The organism is Mesorhizobium sp. M0293 (assembly GCF_040321735.1).
GTDB lineage: Bacteria > Pseudomonadota > Alphaproteobacteria > Rhizobiales > Rhizobiaceae > Mesorhizobium.
Genome location: NZ_JAMYSA010000096.1, coordinates 1 through 22,689, shown reverse-complemented (window position 1 = coordinate 22,689; position 22,689 = coordinate 1). Strand labels below are relative to the sequence as shown.

Sequence of the window (22,689 nt, the reverse complement as noted above, 5' to 3'; positions counted from 1 at the left end):
GCGCTGCAGTGCGACCGCCTCGCCGTTGACGTGCACTTTGACGCTGGCCGTCTCGGCGGCTTCACTGGGCAGGTCAAGCGCAATGACGATCTCGTGCTGCTCGCCGGTAGGCCGCGTCTCGGCGGCGAGTTTTATGGCAAACGGCGACGCCTTGCCGTCGCCGGCTCGGGCAGGGCGGCTCGAAAAGACTTCGTCGGGCAGCTCGGGCGTGCGCGGCGGGCGGGTCCGGCGCCGACTGGAGAGTTCGTAGTCGCCAGCCATGCGCAGCAGCCTTTCGTCGTCGTAAGCCTTGCCGGCGAAGGTCAGGCCGGCCGGCATGCCGATGTCGGCCATGGTGCCCATCGGCACGGTGACGGTCGGGATGCCGAAATGGCGCCAGACCAGATTGCCGTTGGCGACCCAGGTGCCGTTGCGCCAGGCGAGCGCGGCGGATGCCTCGTCGACATCGGCATCGGCCGGTCCGATATCGGCCGCGGCGGGCAACACCACGGCGTCGATGCCCTGAGCGTCCAACCAGTCTTCGAAATCGATCCGCCGTATCGCTTCCAGTCCCTTCAGGCCCTCTTCGAGCGTTGGAATATCCAACACGGGCGTGATGCCGGCTCGCGCCCGCTCGACATACTCGGCCAGGTCAAAGCCGCCTTCGTAGCGGTCGGGCAGTGTGCCCGGCGGCTGCGGGAAGATTTTTGGACCGTCGACCAAGGCGAGATTAGGCAGGGCGGGGTCGGCGTTGGCGCGCAAAAAGTCGTCCCAGCCCCAGATGCAGAGATCCCAGAGTTCGCGGTCGGCGAACTCTTCTGGTACCAGCCCGCGCTCGACCATGGTGCGCGCGCCGGGGCGGTCGCGCTCGTAGTTGGAAACGACGGGAAAATCGACCTCCACCACTTCGGCGCCAAGCCGCTTCAGATCGGCCGCCGCCTGTTCCCAGAGGGTAAGCACCGAGGCGCGGGTTTCGATCGGCGCATCGGCGTCGCTGTCGCGGCCGATATACATTCCGGGCACGCCGAGCCGGATGCCTTTCAACGATCCCGCCAGTGCGAGATCGGTATAGCGTGGCGGCCGCACGTCGGAACTTTTCGGCAGGGTGACCCAGGGCTGCGCGCGCCAGAAATCGCCTACCGTCTCAGGATCGTTGGCGACAATCACGTCGAGCAGTTCGAGCATGTCGGGCACGCTACGCGTGTGCGGCACCACGACATCCATGGTTGGCACCAGCGGCCAGTTGCCGCGCACCGAAATGATGCCGCGTGATGGTGTGTAGGCGACCAGCGCGTTGTTGGTCGCCGGCGCGCGGCCGGACGACCAGGTTTCCTCGCCAAGCCCGAAGGCGCAGAAGCTGGCCGCCGTCGCCGTGCCGGATCCGTTGGATGAGCCCGACGCGAAGGCCGCGGTGAGGAAGTTTGCGTTATAGGGGCTTTCAGAGCGGCCGTAGACGCCGCGTTGCATGCCGCCATTGGCCATCGGCGGCATGTTGGTCAGGCCGATCAGCACGGCGCCGCCGGCGCGCAGCCGGGCGATGGTGAAGGCATCCTCATTGGCAATGAGATGCTCGAAGGCTGGCGAGCCGGCGGCCACCGTCAGGCCGGATACTTTGTAGCTGTCTTTGGCAGTGTAGGGGATGCCGTCGAGCGGCCCGAGCATGGCGCCGTTGCGGCGCCGCTGGTCGGAGGCGGCCGCCTCCTCGAACATCGCTGGATTGAGCACCGGAACGGCGTTGAGAGCTATGCCGTGGCGGTCGAAATGCGCGATGCGCCTGAGATACGCACCGACCAGTTCGACGCTGGTGACAGTGCCGTCATCGAGCGCGCGGCGCAATTGGCCGATCGTCGCTTCGACGAGATGAAGGCTGGCATTCATCATCACTGGTCCCACATTTCCACGCGCCATGGATGAGCGAGGCAGCAGACTTCGGCAAGAGCCTATCGCGATCTTTGTTGGAACTTTTGTCCGGCTGGCGATGTTGGGTGTATGGTGCGATTCCGAAATGGCCAGGAGGGTGCTGCCGATGACCACGAAATGCGTTGCTATCCTAGCTCTCGCTGTGGCAACGGGCTCAAGCCTCTGTGCCCCGGCCTTCGCCAGTGACCGGCATTACGACCGCCGAGCCCACTCCGAACGCTACGTTCCCGCCGAAGGCGATCTCATCGACATCCTGTTCGGCGGCCCGCGTTACTACGATCAGCAGCTGTTCACGACGGCGGCTGGCGCCTGTTCCTACCATCGCGTCGGACCCGATGCGAATGCGTTGAACAAGATCAACGATCATCACTGCGGGAAGTAAGGCAGTAGGCTACGCCTCAACGCCCGCCGCTCTCTTTCATCCGCTCGATGATGTCGGCCATCAGTGCCAGGTCCCGGCGTGAATCGGCGAGGTCGGTCAGCGGCTTCGTGCCTTCGGTGATGTGGCGGTGGAGGCTCTCGAGTTCATTTGAGAAAGCATCGCCGTAGAGCGGCCCGAAGGTTTTCGTCACTGGGCCGAGCGGACCGGCATCGGTGACCTCCAGCCGGGTCGGCAGGCTGCGGATATAGGGCGTGTCGTAGATGATGCGCACGCGTCGGGTGTTGGAGCGCACCTCGATCATGGCGTCGAATAGGCCGAGATCGTCGACCACCGCGTCATACAGGCAAGCGAAATGGCCGTAGTCGAAGGTGACGCTGGTGTTGGCGCCGCCATTGGTGTGGTGGGCGGCCAGCACGCGCGCCGGCTCGCCGATCAGCCCGCGCATCGCCGAAATGTGGTGCGAGGAGAGCGCGGTCAGCCCGCGATAGGCGCGCACCAGGTCGGCCGGCGCATCGGCGCCCACCACTTCGCGGATCAGCGCTTCGCGTTCGCTTGCGCCACGCGCCAGCAGGGCAGGATCGATGTCCTGGGGATAAAGGATTTTCTGGCTCTTCTTGAGAAAGTGCCGGCCTTCCGAGATCAGGTCGAAGATGCGGACATGGGTGATGTCGGCGAAGGCGGGCAGTTCGTCCCTGGCCGCCAGATAGGCAGGCGCGTAGCGGCGCATGTAGCCGACGAAGAGGGTTTTATCGTAGCCCGGCATCAACGCCAGCAGATCGTCGATCTCGCGCACCGTCAGGCAAGCGGGTTTCTCCAGCAGGATGTGCTTGTTGGCCTTCATCGCCGCCCGAACGAAGCGGCTATGAGTGTCGTCGGATGACAGCACAAACACCGCGTCGATGTCGGGCGAAGCGATCAGCGCCTCGGCCGTCTCGAAGGCTTTCGCCGTCGCATATTCGGACGCGATGAGTGACACCAGGCTGGGCGAAACATCGTACACGCCCGCGATCACCCAGCGGTCGCGCTGATCGCTCAGCACCGGCAGATGGATCGACTGCGCGACCTCTCCAAGACCGACAAGCCCGACACGAATTGGTGCCACTCGCAAACTCCCTTTGATTTCAAGTCTGGGCTGGCCAGGACGGCTAGCCTTTGTTTCTCGGCTGGACGGCTATGCCGCGCCGGTGACCAGCGCGACGAGCTCGTTGCCGGTGGTTTCGGAAGCCCGCACGGTTGCCGCCATCTTTCCCGCCCGCATCACCCAGATCTGGTCGGACAGGCGGCGGACCTGATCGAAATTGTGGCTGACTAGGATGACGCTGACCGATTGTTCGCGCAGGCGCCGGATCAGCGCCTCGACATTGGCCGTCTCCTGTACGCCGAGGGCTGCCGTCGGTTCGTCCATCACCACCAGCCTGGCGCCGGAGCCGACGGCGCGGCAGATCGAGATCGCCTGCCGCTGGCCGCCCGACAGGCGCCGCACCCGCTGGTTGATCGACGGCACATTGATCGACAGGCGCGACAGCATGGAGCGGGCCTCGCGCTTCATCGCCTTGCGGTCGAGGAACGCGAAGGGGCCGATGCGCCGCACGATCTCGCGGTTGAGGAACAGGTTCTGGGCGACCGTCAGTTCGTCGATCAGCGCCAGGTTCTGATGCACGGTCTCGATGCCAGCCTTGCGCGCCTCGTCGGGGTTGGCAAAGGGCCGCGCCCTTCCGTCGAAGAACAGATTGCCGGCGTCCGGCTGATGCACGCCGACCAGGCTGCGGATCAGCGTCGACTTGCCGGCGCCATTGTCGCCGATGACGGCGGTGACCTCGCCACGACGGGCCTGGAAGGCGACGTCGGTGAAGGCGCGGATGCCGCCGAAATGCTTGCTCAGCCCTTCGCAGGCGATGATCGCCTCAGTGGCGAGGATGTGATGGGGTGCGCTCATTTCTGATACCGCATGATCAGCGCCGCCAGCACCACGATGGCGCCCACGGCAAGCGGTTGGTAGAAGGCCGACACGTTGAGCAGGGTGAGGCCATTGACCAGCGCGGTCAGCATCAGCGCGCCGATCGCGGGGCCCAGAATGCTGGCACGGCCGCCGAACAGGCTGACGCCGCCCAGCACCACCGCCGCCACCGAATTCAGCAGCAGGCTGGTGTTGATCAGCGGTTCGGCCGAGCCGATGCGGGCGACCAGAAGAATGGCCGCGATGCCGGCGCAGAAGCCGGAAATCGTGTAGGCGGCGACCTTGACCCGATCGGTGCGGATGCCGAGCGCGCCGGCACTTTCGGTCTGACCGCCGGTCGCCAGCAGGTGCACCCCGAAGCGTGTGTGGTAGAGCGCGATATGCGCGACGATGACGGCTGCGATCGCCACCCAGACCGGATAGCCGAACGGTCCGAACGAACCGGAGGCGAGCCTGAGCAGGAAGGTCGAGCCGACCATGGTCGGTTCGCCGCCCGACAGTATGAGGCCGAGGCCGGTGATGGCTGACAGCGTGCCGAGCGTCACCACGAAGTCCGGGATCTTGCCTGCGGTGATGATCAGGCCGTTGAGGAAGCCGACGGCGCTGGTGGCGAGAACCGCAAGCACGCAGGCGATGAAGATGCCATAGCCGCCGGCGTTTACGAGACCGAGGATGATGGCGCCGAGCATGACGGCAGCGGCCAGCGACAGGTCGATGCCCGAGGTGGCGACGACGAAGGTCTGGCCGATCGACAGCACGACCAGGATCGCCGCCGCCAGCAGCAGCGCCTGCAGATTGGCGACGCTGAGAAAGACCGGCTGGGCGAGACCGAAGACGATGACGAGGCCGATCAGGCCGACGACGGATGCCCAGTCGGCCCAGAAGGAGGGATCGAGGAGGAGAGCCGCCAGGGAGGGACGGCTCTCCTCCGCACCCGCCGAATGGGCGGCGGGTGCGTTGTCTGCAGGTGTGCTCACTTCAACATCTCGCGGAAGGGATCGGGATAGTCGCCGCCGGGGCGCGGAAAGTTCGTCAGCGACGCTTCGGCGTTGTCCTTGTTGATCAACAGCACCGGTGCGGGCACGTTGGCGGGCAGTTCCTTGCCCTTGGCCGCTACCGCACAGGCTTCGACGCCCATGGCCCCGACGACATAGGGGTATTGCGCGACGGTGGCGGAGAGTTCGCCGGCGGCGATCGATTTCAGCGCGTCGACGATGCCGTCGAGGCCGATCACCTTGACGTCCTTGCCCGAGGTCTGCACGGCGCGCTCGACGCCCAGCGCCATGATGTCGTTGGCGGCGAAGAACCCGGCGAGATTGGGGTGTGCTGCGAGGATGTCGGTGGCGGCGGTTAGCGCCTTCTCGCGATCCCAGTCGGCGCTGACCATCACCACGACTTCGAGCTTGCCTTCGACGGCCTGCTTGAAACCCTTGATGCGGGCGTTGGAGCCGACATCGCCGACGATGCCGGCGACCAGCGCGACCTTGGCACCCTTCGGCACCAGCTTCAGCATTTCCTCGCCAGCCAGCGCGCCGGCGGCGACATTGTCGGTGCCGATATAGGTCGAGACCGCAAAGCCCGCGGCCTTGGCCTGCTCGGGATCGATGGTGCTGTCGATGTTGACGATCGGCTTTTTCTTTTGCGCGACCGGCACCAGCGCCTGGACGAGGTTGGAAACGCTGATCGGGTTGACCAGATAACAATCGAAGTCCTGCATGGCCAGGGCGGTCAGGCGGTCGGCCTGGCCGGTGGCGTCACCCATATTGGCGGCGGCCTGGACGGTGACATTGACGCCATTCGCCTTGGCCTGCTCCTCGATGCCCTTCTGCATGGTCTGGAAGAACGGGTTGTCGAGGCCTTTGACGATGGCCGCGACTTTCGCCGTGTCCTCGGCGCGAGCGGGCGCTGAGACGACCGTTGCAAGCATGCCTGCACCAAGCAGGCTCGTGCCGAGTTTGAGGCAATTGAACACACGCATGGTTTTTCCTCCTCCTGATTGTTCGATGTGCTGCATCACTGCAATGCCCGACGGCGGGTAAGCGGCCCCGACGCTTGGCGCGACGATCCGCCCACAGGTTGCTGCTCGCCCTGCGATGTGCGGGTCGCAGCCCCGGTTCGGGCGCTTTTTGATGTCAGGCATTGCTCCTCCCAGAGCGCCGGCCGATGCCATACCAGCATTGCCGCATGTTTCAGAAAAAATTGACACGCGTCAAGATTTAAAATGGTGCGTAATGATTTTGGCGATGCAGCCCTGCGGCGTGACCGGCTTGCCGCATTCGCTACAACCAAGACGCGAAAAAGATATCGCGGACGGAACCTTTTAGAGGTATCGGCATTGGTCGCTACTTTTGTGCAGGGGAAGGTTTGGGATGGAGCGTTTCGAAATCCTGGAAGAGCCAACAGGCACATTCTCGATTTTCGACACATTCACGGAATTGCCAGTAACGGTCGAATCTCGGTGGTTTCTCGCTGCTGCCGTCATTGTCGGTGCTGAACGACTGGCGGACCGACGAAGACGATCGGCCGCTTTCAGATGACCTGCTGGCGTGAGCAAAGCCAACCGAGATCGCATCAAAAAATCATACCGTAAGGGAAATGGCGCTCTGTCGTCCAAAGCGACGGTGAGGCATGGGGAACAAGGGGAGGTTGTAGGTGTTGGGAGGTGAAACAATGTCTGATCAGGACGACCTGATCCGAGCGGCCATCGGACGGCTGCTCGCCGAGAAGACAGGTGCCGCCGTCATATCGATGAGCGAGAGCATTGCAGAGCTTCTGACGCTGACCGATGCCGCGCTGGACGAAAGACTGCAAGACCTGTTGCTGGAAATGGCCGAAGTCCGCGGCATGATGGTCGCTCTCGATATCTAGCCGGCCGACCTGTCGTGCCTTTTGGCATCCGCGAATTTCTGGATCGCATTGCGTCGAGCAAGTGGGAAAAGCCGTCAAAACAAGGCGGGCGGCGAGAAGGAAGAAAATGGTGCACTGTCGCCGTAATTCTTGCCCAATGTGACAGATGGCTCGCCGCTTTAACCCTGCTCGATCAGCGTCCGCGCCGCCTCTTTGCCTGCCGCGAGGATGCGATCGGACAATTCCGTTCCTTTCATAGCGCGGGCCATTTGAAGCGCACCGATGAGCGTCGCAAAGACAGCAAGCGCCACGCCTTCCGGGTCCTTGGCCTGCGGAAATGCCTCGGCCAACTGGTGCGCCAAAGCCAGCAAGCGGTCGGTATAGACTTCGCGCGTTTCAAGTGGCTGACGCGCGAGTTCCGGCAGCAGCGCGGCTGACGCGCAGCCCTTTCCCGGGTTGTCCCGATGCTCGGCCGACAGATACGCCTCTATGGCCATCTCCGGACCACCCGAGGCCAATGCTTCCGCCAGCTGCTGCGCCTGAAGCTCCATGGCCGCCGCGATGCTTTCGCGGACAAGCTCCGCCTTGGATTGAAAGTGGGGATAAAACGCGCCGTTCGTCAGCCCGGCGGCGCTCATGATGGTCGCAAGTCCGGACGCGGCTATGCCGTCGCCGCGAAAGCGGTCGGCGGCGACCTCCATGATCCGGCTGCGTGACGCGTCTTTCCGGCCCTTTTCGTAACGCATGGCTGCCATTCCTTTCTGCTATTGCATTATGAGCATAATCTGATATTATGAGTGTAATTCAACGGGCGCAAAAAAGCTAGCCCCCATGAGTTTGGAGCACGAAATGAATATGAATTCCGGAAAAACCGCGATCGTTACCGGAGCCTCCTCGGGCATTGGCCGCGCCAGTGCCGAGGCGCTGGTGCGGGCAGGGTTCACTGTCTTCGGAACGAGCCGCCGCAAGGCCAACGGCCCGGACGGGGTAACCATGCTGATTTGCGACGTGACCGACGGTGAGGCCGTCGCCGCACTCGTCTCAACGGTGCTCGCGCAGACCGGCCGGATCGACTTCCTGGTCAACAATGCCGGCGTCGGTCTGCTTGGAGGCGCCGAGGAATCCTCCGTGGCACAGGTGCAGGCCCTGTTCGACGTCAATCTGTTCGGCGTCATCCGCATGACCAATGCGGTATTGCCGTCGATGCGGCGGCGCGGCGAGGGACGCATCATCAACATCGGCTCGGTGCTGGGCCTCGTGCCGGCCCCGTATTCAGCGTATTATTCGGCGGTCAAGCACGCGCTCGAGGGCTATTCGGAATCGCTCGACCACGAGGTTCGTGCCTTCAATATCCGCGTCTCGATCATCGAACCTGCATACGTGCGTACCGTCTTCGACCAGAACGGAATCGAGCCGGATTCGCTGTTGAAGGAATACGATCGAGCGCGAGCCGGGCTCGAAGCGCTCCTTCGCGATGTGATGCCTGTAGCCGATCGACCGGAAGTGGTGGCCCAGGTGGTCGTCAAGGCGGCGACCGATGCCAATCCGCGACGGCGCTATACCGCCGGCAAGGCCGCGCGCCAGGTCAGCCTCCTGCGCCGCTTTGCCCCCGCGGGGATATTCGACAAGAGCCTGCGCAAGCAGTTCCGCCTGCCGGTCTGAAGAACAGTCAGATAGAGGATATCACGCACATGCGCCTAGCAACGACGACACAATTGGCCAGTCCCCACAAGACGGAGGTGCCAGGCACGACGCATAGGTTCAATCAGTCGCCCCGCTCACCGGCGTCGTTCCAGGACACGCCGACGCGTTCGGTGGATGTCGGCGGCACGGCGTTCGTCTACCGGGAGCTCGGCCCCAGGACCGGCGTACCGGTGATCCTGCTCAACCATCTCGCTGCTCAACTGGACAATTTCGATCCACGCATCGTCGATGGCCTCGCCGCGAACCGTCCGGTGATTGCCTTCGACAACAGAGGCATCGGCGCTTCGGGCGGCAAAACGCCGTCAAGCATTGCCGAGATGGCGCGGGATGCGGTCGCCTTCATCCGGGCGTTGGGGTTCGAAGAAGTCGATCTCTTCGGCTTTTCACTTGGCGGCTTCGTGGCGCAGGAGATTGTGCTGACCGAGCCCGGGCTTGTGCGTAAACTCATCCTGGCCGGAACCGGGCCGGCCGGTGGCGAAGGCATCGACAAGGTGACGCCGTTGACGATCAGGGACATGATCAAGGGCGCACTGACTTTTCGGGATCCGAAATACTATCTCTTTTTCACAACGACGCTGAATGGGCACCGCGCCGCGACAGCATTCTTGGAACGGCTGAAAGAGCGCAGGACCAACCGTGACAAAGCAGTATCTCTGACCGCGTTCAGCGCGCAGCTCAAGGCGATCAAGGCCTATGGGCGGCAGGCGCCGCAAGATCTGGGCACTATCCGCATTCCCACATTGGTGGCAAACGGAGACCAGGACAAGATGGTGCCAAGCAGTAATACCTTCGACCTCGCCCGGCGGATCCCGGGGGCACAATTGGTGATCTACACGGATGCCGGGCACGGCGGCGTCTTCCAGAACCACGCTGATTTCGTTCCGAAAGCCCTGGGCTTCCTCGATGCCTGATGCCTTTCTTCCGGGGGCGGTTTGTTCCGGAACATCAAAAATTTTCAGAAAGTCACTGCCATGAAGGCATTCGTTGTCGACAAGTATAGCAAGAAGGGCACTCTGCGATTGGCGGAGATACCGGAGCCGGAGTTCGGGGATAGCGATGTCCTGGTCGAGGTCCACGCCGCGGCGGTGAACCTCCTCGATTCCAAAGTCAAAACCGGAGAGTTCAAGCTTATCCTGCCCTATCGCCGGCCCTTCATCCTGGGCCATGACGTGGCCGGGACAGTTGTCCGCGTGGGATCGAAGGTCCGCAAGTTCAAACCCGGCGACGATGTCTATGCGCGGCCGCGCGATGGCCGGATCGGGACATTCGCCGAATACATCGCCATGGATGAAGGCGACGTGGCCTTGAAGCCTGAGAACCTCAGCATGGAAGAGGCGGCCTCGATCCCGCTGGTCGGTCTGACCGCCTGGCAGGCACTCATCGAAAGGGCAAACCTGGCGAAGGGACAGAAGGTCTTCATTCAGGCTGGCTCCGGCGGCGTGGGCACATTCGCCATCCAACTGGCAAAGCACCTCGGCGCAACCGTTGCCACCACCGCCAGCGCGGCAAGTGTCGATCTGGTCAAGGGGCTCGGCGCCGATGTCGTCGTCGACTACAGGAAAGATGACTTCGAGAAGGTCCTGTCGGGCTACGACGTCGTCTTGAACAGCCAGGACGCCAAAACGCTTGAAAAATCGTTGAATGTGCTGAAACCGGGTGGGAAGTTGATCTCCATCTCCGGTCCGCCGGATCCCGAATTCGCCCGGAAAAAGGGACTGAACGTCGCGCTGCGACTGGTACTGCGCTTTCTGAGCCGCGGGATCCGGGCCAAAGCCAAACGCCGCGACGTGAAGTTCTCGTTCCTTTTCATGTGGGCGCAGGGCGACCAGCTAAGCAAGATCACGTCGCTCATCGAATCCGGAGCGATCCGCCCGGTTGTCGATCGGGTCTTTCCGTTCGAAGCGACCAATGAGGCTCTGGCCTATGTCGAAACAGGACGCGCCAAGGGCAAGGTGGTCATCAAGGTCAGATAGAAACTCAGCTGCGAAAGAGCGTCAGCCGCGCCGCGCCGCATCGATCGCCGCGACGTCGATCTTCTTCATGTTCATCATCGCATCAATGCGCGCTTGGCTTCCTCGCCGCCGGCCGCCATCGCTTCGGTCAGCGTGCGTGGCGTGATTTGCCAGGACACGCCCCATTTGTCCTTGCACCAACCGCACACGCTCTCCTGGCCGCCGTTGCCGACAATGGCATTCCAGTAGCGGTCGGTTTCCTGCTGATCGTCGGTGGCGATCTGGAACGAGAAGGCCTCGCTCTGTTTGAACGCGGAGCCGCCGTTCAATCCGATGCAAGGAATGCCGGCGACGGTGAATTCGACCGTCAGCACATCGCCCTTCTTGCCGGACGGATAGTCGCTCGGCGCACTGTGAACGGCACCCACCTTGGTGTCTGGAAAGGTTTCTGCGTAGAAGCGAGCCGCAGCCTCGGCGTCCTTGTCGAACCAGAGGCAAATCGTGTTCTTTGGCATGCTTGGCATTGCGTGTTCCTTTCGCGTCAGAGTTGATCTGGCAGAGGTCAGCCCAGAAGATTGCGTGCCGTGCGCATGAAGATCCTTGAGCCGATCGGGATCAGGTCGTCGGGGAAATCATAGTCCGGATTGTGCAACGCAGGGTGGCGCTCGCCCGCACCGAGGAAGAACATCGCCGACGAAGCGCTGTGGCCGAACAGGCCGAAATCTTCCGAGGCGCGCATCGGCAAGGCTTCTTCGCCGTGCGCGACGCCCTCTTCGTTGAGCGCGCGTTGCAGCTGCTCCACCGCGTCCGGTGCATTGACGCTGGCGACGAAGATTTCGTGATAGTCCCACCGGGCGGAAAGACCATGCTGGCCGGCAATCTTCGCGACCAGCGTCTCGGCGGCGGCGCACAGGTCTGCCATACGCTCGTCGCGGCGGGTGCGCAGCGTCGCCCAGACTTGCGCTTGGCCCGGCGCAATGCCGAACACGGCTTCGCCCATCGCGGCATGGGTGACGGTGACCATGGAGAAATCGTCGTCGGCGAAGGTTCCGCGCCCGAGCGCGGGCAGGGCCGGCATCAGCTGGCTGATCGCCAGCATCGGCGAGGTGCCGGTCTCGGGCATCGACGAGTGCGCGGTCTTGCCCTCCAGCACGATGCGCATGCCGCGTGAGGCGCAGTTGACCACGCCGGGTTTGAGCCGCACCTCGCCGAACGGCACGCCGGGCAGATTGTGCAGCGAGAAAGCGAAATCCGGCGCGATCTCGCCGAAGCGGGGATCGGCGACGACGCCGGCCGCGCCATTGCCGGTTTCTTCCGCCGGCTGGAACATCAGCACGACGCGGCCGCTCGCCGGTCTCTCGCGCCCGAGCTGGCGGCCGAGGGACGCCAGGATCGCGGTATGTCCGTCATGGCCGCACATATGCGACTTGCCGGGCACGCGCGACGAATGCGGTACGCCCGAAAGTTCTTCGATCGGCAAGGCATCGAGTTCCGAGCGGAACAGCACCGTCGGTCCCGCCCTGCCGCTGTCATATATGGCCGCGACGCCGTGGCCGCCCAATCCAGTCAGCACCTTGTCCGGTCCGGTATCGGCGAGGAAATCGACGACCTCTTTTGCCGTCTTCTCCTCTTCATTCGAGATTTCCGGCTGCTGGTGCAACTGGCGCCGCCACGCGGTCAATTCGACGATGTCCCGGTTGGTCAGGGTCATGCTTTTTGGCCTCCGCTGCATTCATTCTTCGCCATTTGTCTTCGTGCGCTCAGCTGAGTTCCTGGGCTAGTCCGATGAGAAGCCCTTCAGGCCCACGGATGTAGCAGAGCCGATACACGTCTTTATACCGGACTACTTCGCCTACGAGCTGCGCGCCGCGCGTGCGGAGCCTTTCGAGCGTGTCGTCGATGTCGTCCACGGTGAACATGACGCGGAGGTAGCCCAGGGCGTTGACCGGGGCGTTCCGGTGATCCGCGACGACAGGCGGCGCGAGGAAGCGGGAGAGTTCGAGCCGACTGTGGCCATCCGGTGCGCGCATCATGGCAATCTCGACATGCTGATCGCCCAGTCCAGTGACACGTCCGGCCCATTCTCCTTCGATCGTGGCCCGACCTTCGAGTTCGAGGCCGAGTTCGCGAAAGAAATCAATCGTCACTCCGAGGTCTTCGACGACGATCCCTACATTGTCCATCCGCTTGAGGGCCATGTTCTCCAATCTCCAAGGTGTCGTTCCAATCTACCAACAATGGACGCTTGAGGTGCCCCAACACCGATCGTGCGGTCGTTAGCGCAGGCGGTTGGGGCACAGGGCTTTGAACTGGTCTAGCGTATAGTCGTATCCGGAAGCGCCAGAGCCATCCAGCACCACGTTTTCGTCGGTGTCTGATATCAGGTAATCCGTCGCCGCGTCCGCATCGGGATTGCGCCCCTGGAACAGCATGTTCGCGCCGTAGAAGGTGGTGAATCTGCCGGTCCTGCAGTTGGCTGATATCTCAAGGTGCAAGGGCGTCTGCACCTCCTTGGCAATGCACGCCTCGGTCATCTTGCCAACATAGTCGCGGCAGAAGGCGATCGCATTCTGCCTCGTATGCCTGGCCACGATCCTGGCATGGGAGGATCCGATGCCGGATGTCTTGACGATCGTGACCTCCATGCCCGCCCTGCCGCCGTAATAGAGGGTTTTGGCCTCCGCCGATGTGGCCAGGACCAAAGTGGACAGCATGAGCAGCAAACATCGCATGAAACACCTCCCTTTGACCGCGAAGGATTCCCGCGCACCATCGTTCGGTCAACCCTCGATCGCGGTCGCCGCTGGTGCTGCGCTCCAGACTATTGATTGATCTCGGGTTCAACGAGCCTTGCCAGGTTTCTGAGCGACTCCTGCCAGCCAAGGTAGCAGGCCTCGACCGGAATGACGTCCGGAATGCCGGTCTGGGTGATGTCGATCTCGGTGCCGACCGACACCTTTTTCAAGACGACGCTCACCTGGATCTCGCCGGGCAGATTGGGGTCGTCGAACCTGTCGGTGTAGAGCAAGCGTTCGCCCGGAACGAGTTCGAGATACTCGCCGCCGAAGGAATGGCCGTCGCCGGTCGTGAAATTGCGGAAGGACATCTTGAACGTGCCGCCGACCTTTGCCTCGAGGTGATGGACAGTGCAGGTGAAGCCGTTCGGCGGAAGCCACTTCGCCAGCGCGTCTGCTTCAACGAAGGCGCGATAGACTTTTTCCGGGCTGGTCGTCAGAACGCGATGCAAACGTACGGTGCCGGGCATTTCTGGATCCTTTCATGATTGCTATTCGGTACCCCAAGGACGAACGAGGCGTGGCCAGTCCGACATCGGCTCTCGAATTTTTTAAGGCGCCTCGCAACCTGTTCGGCTGGCGCCCGCATGGCATGCGCTGTTCAACCTCGCGCCCCCGCCCAATGGTCGGCTATTCGATCTAATTTCTTTGCAAGCCGTTAAGGCGCCCATGCTGTAAATCAGCATTTGCTAATGATCCATTCGAATCTGGGGCAAGCCATGACCAAGAATCTCGGCAACGCACGCTATATGCCGCCAAAGGACGCCAAGGTCTCCGTGTTCAGCAAGGCCGCACCGGCGCTGTTCCCACTGGTCGTGGCGGCGCTGGGCTACATGATCGGCAAGCAGTTCTTCGGCCTCTAGGCTCGAAAATCGGTCTCCTGTGAAAGGGTAGATCAGGCGCCGATCTCGGTAACCACCTCTGCCCTGGCCTCCGCGGAGCGGATGCGATCGCTGGCCAGCAGCACGACCGGGCAGGTGACGGCGTCAAGCACCGCCGTCGCGGTATCGCCGAAGAACAGCTCTTCGCCCGGCCTTTGCGTGACACCCATCACCACCATGGCAGCACCCTTGGCCACTTCCCTGGCGATCGCCTTGTCAGGCGTGGCGCGGGTGCGGATGGCGGTGTCGACTTGCACGCCATAGCGAACGGCCAGATCGGCAATATCCTTCAGCATGGCTTCCTCGCGCCGATGCGAGACGGAGGTGGTCTTGCCGCCTTGCCGTGCCGCCTGCGATAACCGGCAGCGTTGGATAGAGATGGCATCGGGCGGCGAGCGGAAGCGCAGCGCCCGTTCGGAACCTGAATCAGGTCGGGGCTTTATCCCACTGTTTGAAAATGATTTTCTTCAACCGGCTCGTTCTACACATGAACGTCGCCGAAAGAGAGTTCGCCATCGTCGCCAGGCGTCAGGAAGGCAGCCATCAACAGGCCTGCGTAGAGGAGCGCAACCGCGGCGACAATGACCGCGCCCGGAATGGGACCGAGGGCAGCGGCGCTGACGGCCTCGCGCAATGTGCTGACGAAGCCGACCGGCACAGCTTGGTCGATCAGGCTCGGCGTCGACAGTTTGAGGATCCAGGCGAGGAACAGGATCAGCATCATATGCAGGTAGTTGCGGCGCAAACGCCGCGCGAGCGCCACTCTTTGCGAGACCAGGAATTTCGGCGCGCGCAAGCTTTCACCAACGATCAGCAGCCAGTCGGAAGCGAAGTCCGGCTGCGGCGAGAAGATCTGCGCGAAATAGTGGCGCTCGAACTGGCGCACGCGGGCGCGATAGACATCGAAGAACCGGTAGCGACGCGCCTCGATCCACAACAGAAGGAGCACCAGCAGCATGGCGAAAAGCAGCACGCCGTGATGGGCGCTGGCCGTTGACAGCGACACCGACAGCATGGCGGCGACAACGGTGATCGCCCAATTGCTCGTACGGTCGAGGCGGTCGCGCCAACCGGCCATGCGCGCAATCTCCGCGCGGTGGAAATGCGACATCACGGTAACCAGTTCGCCTGGCGAAAGCGATCTGCCGATGGGCGTTGCCGGCGCATCATTCATAACGCCCTCCAACCAACTGAAACGCCTCAGACTTGATCTCGTTCCGCGACGTCCGGATTTCGCATTGGCCGGCCGCCTCCACCGCTTGGTGACCGCCACGCTGCGCCGGCGTGGCGGTCACCGCCGCAGTTCAACGATCACATTGCATTGTCGGGTCTTGACCCCACCGCGACGAACCCCAAATCGATCATACCGGTGCCGACGCGGGGGCCGGCTTCATGGCGGCGCCCGCGTTGGCCGATGGCGTTACGACCATCGAACCCGACACCAAGTGCCGGAGGCGATGAAGGCGCGAGACCCGGTCCAGGGTGTTTCCCAGGTGGAGCGGATCGGAGCAGAAGGGAGCGAAAACAGCAAGCGCAAATGGGGTCTGGGTCAGACGGCGCATTGTCCCCGGAGCATGGCAAAGAGCATGTAAACGAACCAGGATCAAGAAAGGAGCAAATGCAATGACCATTCGTGATCTAATGCCATGGAGCCGCGACACCAACCAGGCTCCGACCCTCTTTCGCGACCGCGACCAGGACCCGTTCATGAGCCTGCATCGCGAGATGAACCGCCTTGTCGACGACATGTTTCGCGGCTTCGGTGCACGGCTTCCGTCCATGTTCTCTTCGGCCGGCGGTAGCTGGCCCAGCGTGGAAATCTCCGAAACGGACAAGGAGATCCGTGTGACGGCCGAGATACCCGGCATGGAGGATAAGGACATCGAGGTGTTGCTCGATGACGGCGTCCTGACGTTGCGCGGTGAAAAACACGCCGAAACCGACGACAAGGAACGTCAGTTCTCCGAGCGGTTCTACGGCCGCTTCGAACGTCGCATTCCGATCGGCTTCGAAGTCGAAGAAGACAAGGTCGCAGCCGATTTCCGCAACGGCGTGCTGTTCGTCACTTTGCCGAAGTCCGAGAAGGCGCAGAGCAGGACAAAGCGCATCCCCATCGGCGGCGGGAGCACCAAACACTAGAATAGATCAGCCGCGCGAGTGCGTTCGCGCCCGCCCGACAACCGACCTGAGTTCCTCGGGGATTGGCCGAATTCGCGCCGGTCACATGGATCTTGAGAATCTCGTTGCCTTGGGCAACATGGCGGCCATGCCTGAGGCGCGAGAATGAACAAGCCGATTTCTGCCGCACCGCCGCGCAAGGCGCCGATGGCGCTGACCGAGGCGCTGGTTGCTCACACCATGCGCGCGGTCGAGGATGCCGGGCCGACACCGGGCATGGTTTATATGACCGATGCGGACTATGCGCGCATCCGCGACGAGGTGCTGGCCACAGCTCCAGCCGGACCGCTGAAACTCTTTGCCTATGGCTCGCTGCTTTGGAAACCCACCGGCGAGGTGTGGGGTGGGGAACGCGCGGTAGCGACCGGCTGGCACCGGTCGTTCTGCTTTACGGTGCAGCGTTTTCGCGGCACGGTCGAGCGGCCCGGCCTGATGATGGCGCTCGACCGTGGCGGCCAGTGCCGGGGCATGATGTTCGAGATCGCCAAACCTATCGCGGCCAATCTCGAAGCGTTGCTGCGCCGCGAGATGACCATCCTGCCGGCCGTCAACGTGCCGCGCTGGCTGCAGGTCAGGACCGAAAGCGGCCTGTGCCGCGCGCTCGGCTTCGTCGTCGATCCCGCCAATCCGCGCTATGCCGGCAAGCTCGACAAGCAGGCGATCGCGGCGACGCTGGCGACAGCGGTCGGCCATTGGGGGTCGGGTGCCGAGTACCTGTTCGAGACGATCCGCCATCTCGAAACCTACGGCATCCGCGATCGCAATCTGTGGCGGTTGCAGGAACTGGTGGCCGAGGAGATCCGAGGCGTACAGGCTAAGGATGCTTGAAGGTTAAAGCACCTTGCGAAAGCAAAGCTCTGATTTCGGAGGCTGCGGCAGCAAGAAATTTAATGAATTGAAAATAGTTTCTGTCCCTACGATGACTTGAACACCGGCGCAGGACACGGTGCGCGTGGGCCAGCTATGAGATCCTCCACCGGAGAGCATTATCCAGCGCTGGATCATATTCGGGGCCTTGCGGCCTTTCTGGTCTTCACCTGGCATTTCCTTCATGAGTCTCCCGAAGGCCCAGTGCCATATGGCTTCGTGCCGGCTCTTCCTATCTTCAGCTTTCTGGATGAAGGGCACACCGGCGTTTCACTGTTCATGGCGCTTTCCGGCTACCTGTTCGCCAAGCTCCTCGATGGAAAACGGATCAACTATCTGCCCTTCTTTGCCAACAGGGCGCTCAGGCTGCTTCCGCTTCTGCTGGTCGTGATATGCATCGAGGCTTGCCGCAGGTACCTGGCCGGCCAGTCCCTGGATGGGTATTTCACGGGGGTTGGCGAGGGGGTTCTTCTTCCCACCCTTTCGAATGGCGGCTGGTCGATAACGGTGGAAGCTCACTTCTATCTGCTGCTGCCGTTTTTACTGATGGCATCCAGGCGGTTTGTGTTCGCGCCCTTGCTGTTCATCGCGGTAGCCATTGTGCTGAGGTCGGTCTTGTATGTGCAAATCGGCGAGATGCAGTCGGCAGGGTCCTTTACCATCATAGGACATGTGGATCAGTTTCTGGCCGGCATACTTGCCTTCCACCTGCGTGCCCACGCGAAGAACCGGCACTGGTTGGCGTTGGCCGTTCTCATAGCATTTTCGGGGTTCTTCTGGTGGTTCGATGCCGCCGGCGGATTTTACCAACTGGGACGTTATCCATCGCCCCATTGGATATGGATCATCTTGCCAACCCTGGAAGCGGCAGCCTATTCGTTCGGTATCGCCTACTACGACACGAGCTTTTCGAGAAAGCGAACAAGCCTGCCCTTCAAGATCCTGGAGAAGGCGGGGGCCTACAGCTATTCGATCTATCTTCTGCACCCGTTCTTCATCATGCAGCTGGCTGCGTTCATAGACACGAATGTCATGAGCATCAGCAATTTCTATGTTGCGTGCCTCTGGTCCGGGCTCTGCTTCGTGGCGACAATTCCAATCGGCCATTTCAGCTACACATGCATCGAAGCGCCATTCCTGCGCCTGCGCCTGCGCTATGTGGACCACAAGCCTGGAACCGCGGCTGTTGCGACCGCCAATACACCAAACATCGTTCACCCGTCCCTGAGCCACACCAGCATCTCGCCGGCTTCGCGGTTGTCCCAGGCGAAATAGGGGATGGCGGTCAGGCGCGTCTCGGAGGTCGCCGGCGGCTCGGGCCGGTAGAGCCCGCTTTGCCAGCCATCACCTTCGTCCGATCGGGCGACGGCCGACAGCGTCACCACGCCGCCAAGAAGCTCCGGCCGGTGCTGTGCTTCGACGCCGGCCGCCCTCGGCAGTGTCAGGCGATGCAGCTGGCTGTCATTGTCGGTCGCCTCGACGCAGTAGATCAGCGGACCGCGCGACAGCGCGACGCGGCCGGCATCCTGGCGCACCTGCGGGTTGGCGTAGAGCCGCTCGATCGGCATTTCGAGATCGAGTCGCACCTGGTCGCCCTTCTTCCATGTCCGCCGGATCGCGGCGTAGCCGTCGCTGGTGGTATCCGCCAGCTTGACCGCCTCACCATTGACCTTGAGCTCGGCGCCGGTGCTCCACGCCGGGATGCGCAGGTGCAGTGTGAACGCAACCGGCGCCCGCGGCTCGATCGTGATCTCGATGGCGCCGTCCCAGGGATAGCGGCTTGCCTGCGTCAGGCTCACCGGCACGCCTGATATGTCGAAGCGGGCGGTCGAGTCGCCGTAGAGATGCACGGCAAAGGCATCGTCGGCCAAGCTGTAGAAATAGCTGCCGATCGAGGCGACCATGCGCCCGATATTGGGCGGACAGCAGGGGCAACGGTGCCATTTCCACCTGTTGTGCTTGCCCCGGCTTTCCAGCGGGTTTTCATAGAAGAACAGCGAGCCGTCGAGCGACAGGCCCGAGATAGAGCCGTTGTAGAGGGCGCGTTCCATCATGTCGGCGTAGCGCGCGTTCGGCCCCATGCCGAGCATGCGGCTGGCCCAGAACACCAGCCCGACCGCGGCACAGGTCTCGGCATAGGCGCTTTCGTTGGGCAGATCGTAGTCGCTGGTGAAGCCCTCATTATGCGCAGATGGGCCTAGTCCACCGGTGATGTAGAGGCTCTTGGTGGTGAGATCATCCCACAGAAGGTCGAGCGCTGTCCGCAGACTGTCATCGCCATATTCGGTGGCGATGTCGGCCATACCGGAATAGAGGTACATCGCCCTGACCGCATGGCCGACGACCTTGTCCTGCTCGCGCACTGGAATGTGCGACTGGCTGTATTCGTAGGTCTTGAAATGATAGGCCTTCGGGTCGGCGCCGCGGGCGCGCGCCTCCTCGTCGAAATAATGCGGCTGCTGGCCACGCTGGTCGATGAAATATTTGGCAAGATCCATGTATTTCCGCTCGCCGGTCACCCGCGCCAGCTTGACCAGCGCCAGTTCGATCTCCTCGTGGCCGCAATAGCCCTTCTTCTTACCGGGTTCGGGGCCGAGCACCGACGCGATATGGTCGGCATAGCGGCACATGATGTCGAGCAGCTTGCGTTTTCCCGTCGCCTGGTAATAGGCGACCGCACCCTCGATCAGGTGGCCGGCGCAATAGAGCTCATGGCAGTCGCGCAGGTTGGTCCAGCGCTTGCCGGGCTGGATGCGCTGGTACCAGCTCGAGAGATAGCCGTCCTCCTGCTGCAGCTTGCCGTACATGTCGATGACGGCATCGATCTTTTTCTCGAGTTCCGGGTTCTTGCGCCGGTAGAGCGAATAGGCCGCGGTCTCGATCGTCTTGCCAAGATCGGAATCCCAGAACATCTGCGTGGTAACCGTCGACCCGGTGAATTCCGCGCCCTGGCGGTCGGCTTCGTCGGGCGAGGGCGAGTGGAAAGGAATGACGACGCCGGGCGAGGGCCGGTCGGGGTCGATCTGCTCCAGCATGCGGGCTTCCACGCAGCGGTCGTAGAGGATGTCGGCGGTGCGCGTGGCCACTGCGCCGGCGCGGTCGCCCCAGAAGCCGTGCACGTCGACCTGCGGCACCGGCAGCGGGCGGAAGGCGAGCTTTGGTTTTCCGGTTTTTGCGGATGGCGATGCGGTCATGTGCTCACTCCATTCAGTCTGTCTATTTGATGGCCCCGGCCATCAGGCCGCGGATGTAGAAGCGCTGCAGGACCAGGAACAGGATGAGGCAGGGCACCATCATCACGGTGACGCCCGCCTGTACCGCGCCCCAGTCGATGGCGCCGAAGCGGCCCGACTGCAGGGCGGTCATCATCACCGGCAGGGTGAATTTGGACTGGTCGGTCATCAGCACGAGGGCTGCGAGGAATTCGTTCCAGGCGCCGAGGAAGGCAAACAGCGCGATGGTGACGACACCCGGCCAGACCAGCGGCAGCATCACCTTCACAAGCATGGTGAGATTGCCGGCACCGTCCATGCGCGCGGCTTCCTCGATCTCGCGCGGCACCGCGTCGAAGGCGTTGCGCATCATGAAGATCGAGAACGGCAGCTGCAGCGTCACATAGACGCCGACCAGGCCGGTCAGCGTGTTGTGCAGGCCAAGCTTGGTCAGCACCAGGAAGATCGGCGTCAGGATCGACTGGAACGGGATCATGATCGTCGACAGGATGAGGATGAAGAACAGGTCCTTGAACGGAAACCGGAACCGCGAAAAGCCGTAGCCGGCCAGCACGCTGACGGCGACCGACAGCAGCACGGTCATCACCGAGACGTAGATGCTGTTTTGCGCCGAGACCCAGAGCCCGTCGCCGAAGCTGTTGAGCGTGGCATAGTTCTCCAGCGAGAAGCCTGACGTCGGCCAGGGCGGCAGCGGCGGCAGGCGCGCTTCGGCCGCTGGCTTGAACGCCGACAGCACCGCCCAGACGATCGGCGCGGCAAACAGCACCGAGGCGACGATGCCGGTCGAATGCTCGCCGATACGGGCCAGGAGCCGGCGGTTGCGGGAAGCGGCCTGCGCCATCAGTCGAGCCCCTCTGGCTTGCGCAGCAGCCACAGCTGGACGAGGCTGAGCGCCACTAGGACGACGAGCAGCACCATCGAGAGTGCTGCACCATAGCCGAGCTTGAACGACACGAAGGACTGGTTGAAGATCCAGTAGACCGCCGTCAGCGTCTGGTTGCGCGGGCCGCCGCGCAGGATGATGTAGAACTGATCGAAGGCAAGGATCGAGCCGGCGACCGACAGGATCAGCGCCAGCGCCAGCGTGCGGCGCATCAGCGGCAAGGTGATTGCCCTGAACCTGGCGAACGGCCCGGCGCCGTCAATGACGGCGGCCTCCTGCAGGTCCTGCGGGATCGATTGCAGGCCGGCCATCAGAATGATCATGGTGAAGCCGGCGACCTTCCAGACGACCATGGCGATGATCGACCAGAAGGCCGGCTGGAAGGTGGCCAGCAGGTTGAATTTCTTGTCGATCAGGCCGAGATCGTAGGCAGCCGGGCTGAACAGGCCGGAATCGACGTTCAAGAGCCACGACCAAAGCAGGCTGGCCGAGGCGAAGCCGACAACCGCCGGCATGAAGAACATGGTCCGGTAGAGATTGGTCAGCGGCCGTGGCCGTTCGACGAACAGCGCCAGCGGAAACGCCACCACGAAGATCGCGATGGTGACGATCACGGTGTAGTAGGCGGTGAAGCGCAGCGCGTTCCAGAACCTGGTGTCGCGCAGGATGGCGACATAGTTGCCGAAGCCGATAAAGCTGTGCTCGCCCATCAGCGGCCAGTTGTGCAGCGACATCCAAGCCGTCATGCCGAGCGGGATCAAGAAGAAGACGACGACCAGCGCGACGGCCGGCGCGACGTAGAGCAAGCCGATCCACTGCCGGCGGCTGGCGCCGGCGCGTTTGCGGGTTGGGGCAGGGGTTGCTGCGGTGATGACGGTCATGGCTGCTCTTCCGTTAGCGCTGCGTCCCCCTCCCCCTTGAGGGGAGGGTCCGGCCGAAGGCTGGGGGTGGGGTCCTCTCTGCAGTGCGCCGACATCAAGAAAACGTCGAGCACTGCCGAGACGACCCCCACCCCCCCGGGCGGCCCACCACCACACCCCCGGGGGGGGGTGGGGCGCCGCGGGTGGGGGAGGCGGGGGGAGAATGACAGGGCAAGACGTCACGGCCCGAG

General features: G+C 62.8%; 25 protein-coding genes and 1 pseudogene. 10 read left to right on the top strand and 16 right to left on the bottom strand.

All coding sequences use genetic code 11. From position 1 onward, the window contains the following. A partial coding sequence (locus NKJ06_RS27060; RefSeq protein WP_352811218.1) for an amidase occupies positions 1–1,860 on the bottom strand: 1,860 nt, incomplete at its 3' end. 145 nt (positions 1,861–2,005) lie between these two features. Between NKJ06_RS27060 and NKJ06_RS27055 the strand changes: the two genes are divergently transcribed. Then, positions 2,006–2,281, top strand: a complete 276-nt coding sequence (locus NKJ06_RS27055; protein WP_352628952.1) for a hypothetical protein — start codon at positions 2,006–2,008, stop codon at positions 2,279–2,281. Between the two features lie 16 nt (positions 2,282–2,297). On the opposite strand, the gene NKJ06_RS27050 is transcribed toward NKJ06_RS27055, so the two are convergent. The 4 genes from NKJ06_RS27050 to NKJ06_RS27035 all read right to left on the bottom strand — a co-directional run bounded on the left by NKJ06_RS27050 (position 2,298) and on the right by NKJ06_RS27035 (position 6,216). After that, positions 2,298–3,383 carry a Gfo/Idh/MocA family protein gene (locus NKJ06_RS27050; protein WP_352628950.1) on the bottom strand — a complete coding sequence of 362 codons (1,086 nt, stop codon included), beginning with the start codon at positions 3,381–3,383 and terminating at the stop codon, positions 2,298–2,300. Between the two features lie 69 nt (positions 3,384–3,452). Continuing rightward, positions 3,453–4,217 carry an ATP-binding cassette domain-containing protein gene (locus tag NKJ06_RS27045; protein ID WP_352628948.1) on the bottom strand — a complete coding sequence of 255 codons (765 nt, stop codon included), beginning with the start codon at positions 4,215–4,217 and terminating at the stop codon, positions 3,453–3,455. Beyond that, positions 4,214–5,215 (bottom strand): ABC transporter permease, encoded by a 1,002-nt coding sequence (locus NKJ06_RS27040; protein WP_352628946.1) that lies wholly within the window; start codon positions 5,213–5,215, stop codon positions 4,214–4,216. Before NKJ06_RS27040 ends, NKJ06_RS27045 begins: the two co-directional genes overlap by 4 nt. Next, the gene (locus tag NKJ06_RS27035; RefSeq protein WP_352628944.1) at positions 5,212–6,216 is read right to left on the bottom strand and encodes a sugar ABC transporter substrate-binding protein; all 1,005 of its coding nucleotides are present in this window, start codon (positions 6,214–6,216) and stop codon (positions 5,212–5,214) included. The genes NKJ06_RS27040 and NKJ06_RS27035 overlap by 4 nt, the downstream gene beginning before the upstream one ends. A 151-nt stretch (positions 6,217–6,367) precedes the next feature. On the opposite strand from NKJ06_RS27035, the gene NKJ06_RS27030 reads away from it, so the two are divergent. After that, positions 6,368–6,562, top strand: coding sequence for a hypothetical protein (locus NKJ06_RS27030; protein ID WP_352628942.1), 195 nt, complete (start codon positions 6,368–6,370; stop codon positions 6,560–6,562). A gap of 346 nt (positions 6,563–6,908) precedes the next feature. Further along, entirely contained in the window at positions 6,909–7,106 is a 198-nt protein-coding gene (locus tag NKJ06_RS27025; RefSeq protein WP_352628940.1) for a hypothetical protein, read from the top strand. Positions 7,107–7,264: 158 nt separating this feature from the next. On the opposite strand, the gene NKJ06_RS27020 is transcribed toward NKJ06_RS27025, so the two are convergent. Further along, positions 7,265–7,831, bottom strand: a complete 567-nt coding sequence (locus NKJ06_RS27020; RefSeq protein ID WP_352628938.1) for a TetR/AcrR family transcriptional regulator — start codon at positions 7,829–7,831, stop codon at positions 7,265–7,267. A 103-nt stretch (positions 7,832–7,934) separates the two neighbouring features. On the opposite strand from NKJ06_RS27020, the gene NKJ06_RS27015 reads away from it, so the two are divergent. The 3 genes from NKJ06_RS27015 (at position 7,935) to NKJ06_RS27005 (ending at position 10,762) form a co-directional block, all read left to right on the top strand. Further along, complete coding sequence (locus NKJ06_RS27015) at positions 7,935–8,747, top strand: oxidoreductase (RefSeq protein ID WP_352628936.1); 813 nt, start codon at positions 7,935–7,937, stop codon at positions 8,745–8,747. A gap of 152 nt (positions 8,748–8,899) precedes the next feature. After that, the gene (locus tag NKJ06_RS27010) at positions 8,900–9,700 is read left to right on the top strand and encodes an alpha/beta fold hydrolase (RefSeq protein ID WP_352629011.1); all 801 of its coding nucleotides are present in this window, start codon (positions 8,900–8,902) and stop codon (positions 9,698–9,700) included. Positions 9,701–9,760: 60 nt separating this feature from the next. Further along, entirely contained in the window at positions 9,761–10,762 is a 1,002-nt protein-coding gene (locus NKJ06_RS27005; RefSeq protein WP_352628933.1) for an NADP-dependent oxidoreductase, read from the top strand. A 21-nt stretch (positions 10,763–10,783) separates the two neighbouring features. On the opposite strand, the pseudogene NKJ06_RS27000 reads toward NKJ06_RS27005, so the two are convergent. From NKJ06_RS27000 to NKJ06_RS26980, 5 genes and pseudogenes are all read right to left on the bottom strand, one after another. Beyond that, positions 10,784–11,256: pseudogene (locus tag NKJ06_RS27000) on the bottom strand (VOC family protein). Positions 11,257–11,303: 47 nt separating this feature from the next. Beyond that, entirely contained in the window at positions 11,304–12,452 is a 1,149-nt protein-coding gene (locus tag NKJ06_RS26995) for an amidohydrolase (RefSeq protein ID WP_352628932.1), read from the bottom strand. 49 nt (positions 12,453–12,501) lie between these two features. Then, positions 12,502–12,939, bottom strand: a complete 438-nt coding sequence (locus tag NKJ06_RS26990; protein WP_352628930.1) for a VOC family protein — start codon at positions 12,937–12,939, stop codon at positions 12,502–12,504. A gap of 78 nt (positions 12,940–13,017) precedes the next feature. Beyond that, positions 13,018–13,473 (bottom strand): hypothetical protein, encoded by a 456-nt coding sequence (locus NKJ06_RS26985; RefSeq protein WP_352628927.1) that lies wholly within the window; start codon positions 13,471–13,473, stop codon positions 13,018–13,020. Between the two features lie 89 nt (positions 13,474–13,562). After that, positions 13,563–14,006: an SRPBCC family protein gene (locus tag NKJ06_RS26980; RefSeq protein ID WP_352628925.1), complete on the bottom strand. Its 444-nt coding sequence runs from the start codon at positions 14,004–14,006 to the stop codon at positions 13,563–13,565. 249 nt (positions 14,007–14,255) lie between these two features. Between NKJ06_RS26980 and NKJ06_RS26975 the strand changes: the two genes are divergently transcribed. Further along, positions 14,256–14,399, top strand: a complete 144-nt coding sequence (locus NKJ06_RS26975) for a hypothetical protein (protein WP_352628923.1) — start codon at positions 14,256–14,258, stop codon at positions 14,397–14,399. Positions 14,400–14,431: 32 nt separating this feature from the next. On the opposite strand, the gene NKJ06_RS26970 is transcribed toward NKJ06_RS26975, so the two are convergent. Both NKJ06_RS26970 and NKJ06_RS26965 read right to left on the bottom strand, forming a co-directional pair. After that, positions 14,432–14,824: a universal stress protein gene (locus tag NKJ06_RS26970; RefSeq protein WP_352629009.1), complete on the bottom strand. Its 393-nt coding sequence runs from the start codon at positions 14,822–14,824 to the stop codon at positions 14,432–14,434. A gap of 74 nt (positions 14,825–14,898) precedes the next feature. Beyond that, entirely contained in the window at positions 14,899–15,591 is a 693-nt protein-coding gene (locus NKJ06_RS26965; RefSeq protein WP_352628921.1) for a DUF2270 domain-containing protein, read from the bottom strand. A 449-nt stretch (positions 15,592–16,040) separates the two neighbouring features. On the opposite strand from NKJ06_RS26965, the gene NKJ06_RS26960 reads away from it, so the two are divergent. The 3 genes from NKJ06_RS26960 to NKJ06_RS26950 all read left to right on the top strand — a co-directional run bounded on the left by NKJ06_RS26960 (position 16,041) and on the right by NKJ06_RS26950 (position 18,737). Next, positions 16,041–16,556, top strand: a complete 516-nt coding sequence (locus tag NKJ06_RS26960) for an Hsp20/alpha crystallin family protein (RefSeq protein ID WP_352628919.1) — start codon at positions 16,041–16,043, stop codon at positions 16,554–16,556. Positions 16,557–16,700: 144 nt separating this feature from the next. Next, entirely contained in the window at positions 16,701–17,423 is a 723-nt protein-coding gene (locus NKJ06_RS26955; RefSeq protein WP_352628917.1) for a gamma-glutamylcyclotransferase, read from the top strand. A 135-nt stretch (positions 17,424–17,558) separates the two neighbouring features. Next, positions 17,559–18,737, top strand: coding sequence for an acyltransferase family protein (locus NKJ06_RS26950; RefSeq protein WP_352628916.1), 1,179 nt, complete (start codon positions 17,559–17,561; stop codon positions 18,735–18,737). Here NKJ06_RS26950 and NKJ06_RS26945 read toward each other — a convergent pair. The 3 genes from NKJ06_RS26945 to NKJ06_RS26935 are packed head-to-tail and all read right to left on the bottom strand — an operon-like array spanning position 18,677 to position 22,459. After that, positions 18,677–20,656: a glycoside hydrolase family 127 protein gene (locus NKJ06_RS26945; RefSeq protein ID WP_352811213.1), complete on the bottom strand. Its 1,980-nt coding sequence runs from the start codon at positions 20,654–20,656 to the stop codon at positions 18,677–18,679. The two genes, NKJ06_RS26950 and NKJ06_RS26945, sit on opposite strands and share 61 nt — an antisense overlap. A gap of 22 nt (positions 20,657–20,678) precedes the next feature. Then, the gene (locus NKJ06_RS26940) at positions 20,679–21,536 is read right to left on the bottom strand and encodes a carbohydrate ABC transporter permease (RefSeq protein WP_352628912.1); all 858 of its coding nucleotides are present in this window, start codon (positions 21,534–21,536) and stop codon (positions 20,679–20,681) included. Next, a complete protein-coding gene (locus tag NKJ06_RS26935) occupies positions 21,536–22,459 on the bottom strand; it encodes a carbohydrate ABC transporter permease (RefSeq protein ID WP_352628911.1) in 924 nt (307 codons plus the stop codon). Before NKJ06_RS26935 ends, NKJ06_RS26940 begins: the two co-directional genes overlap by 1 nt. Positions 22,460–22,689: the final 230 nt, after the last annotated feature.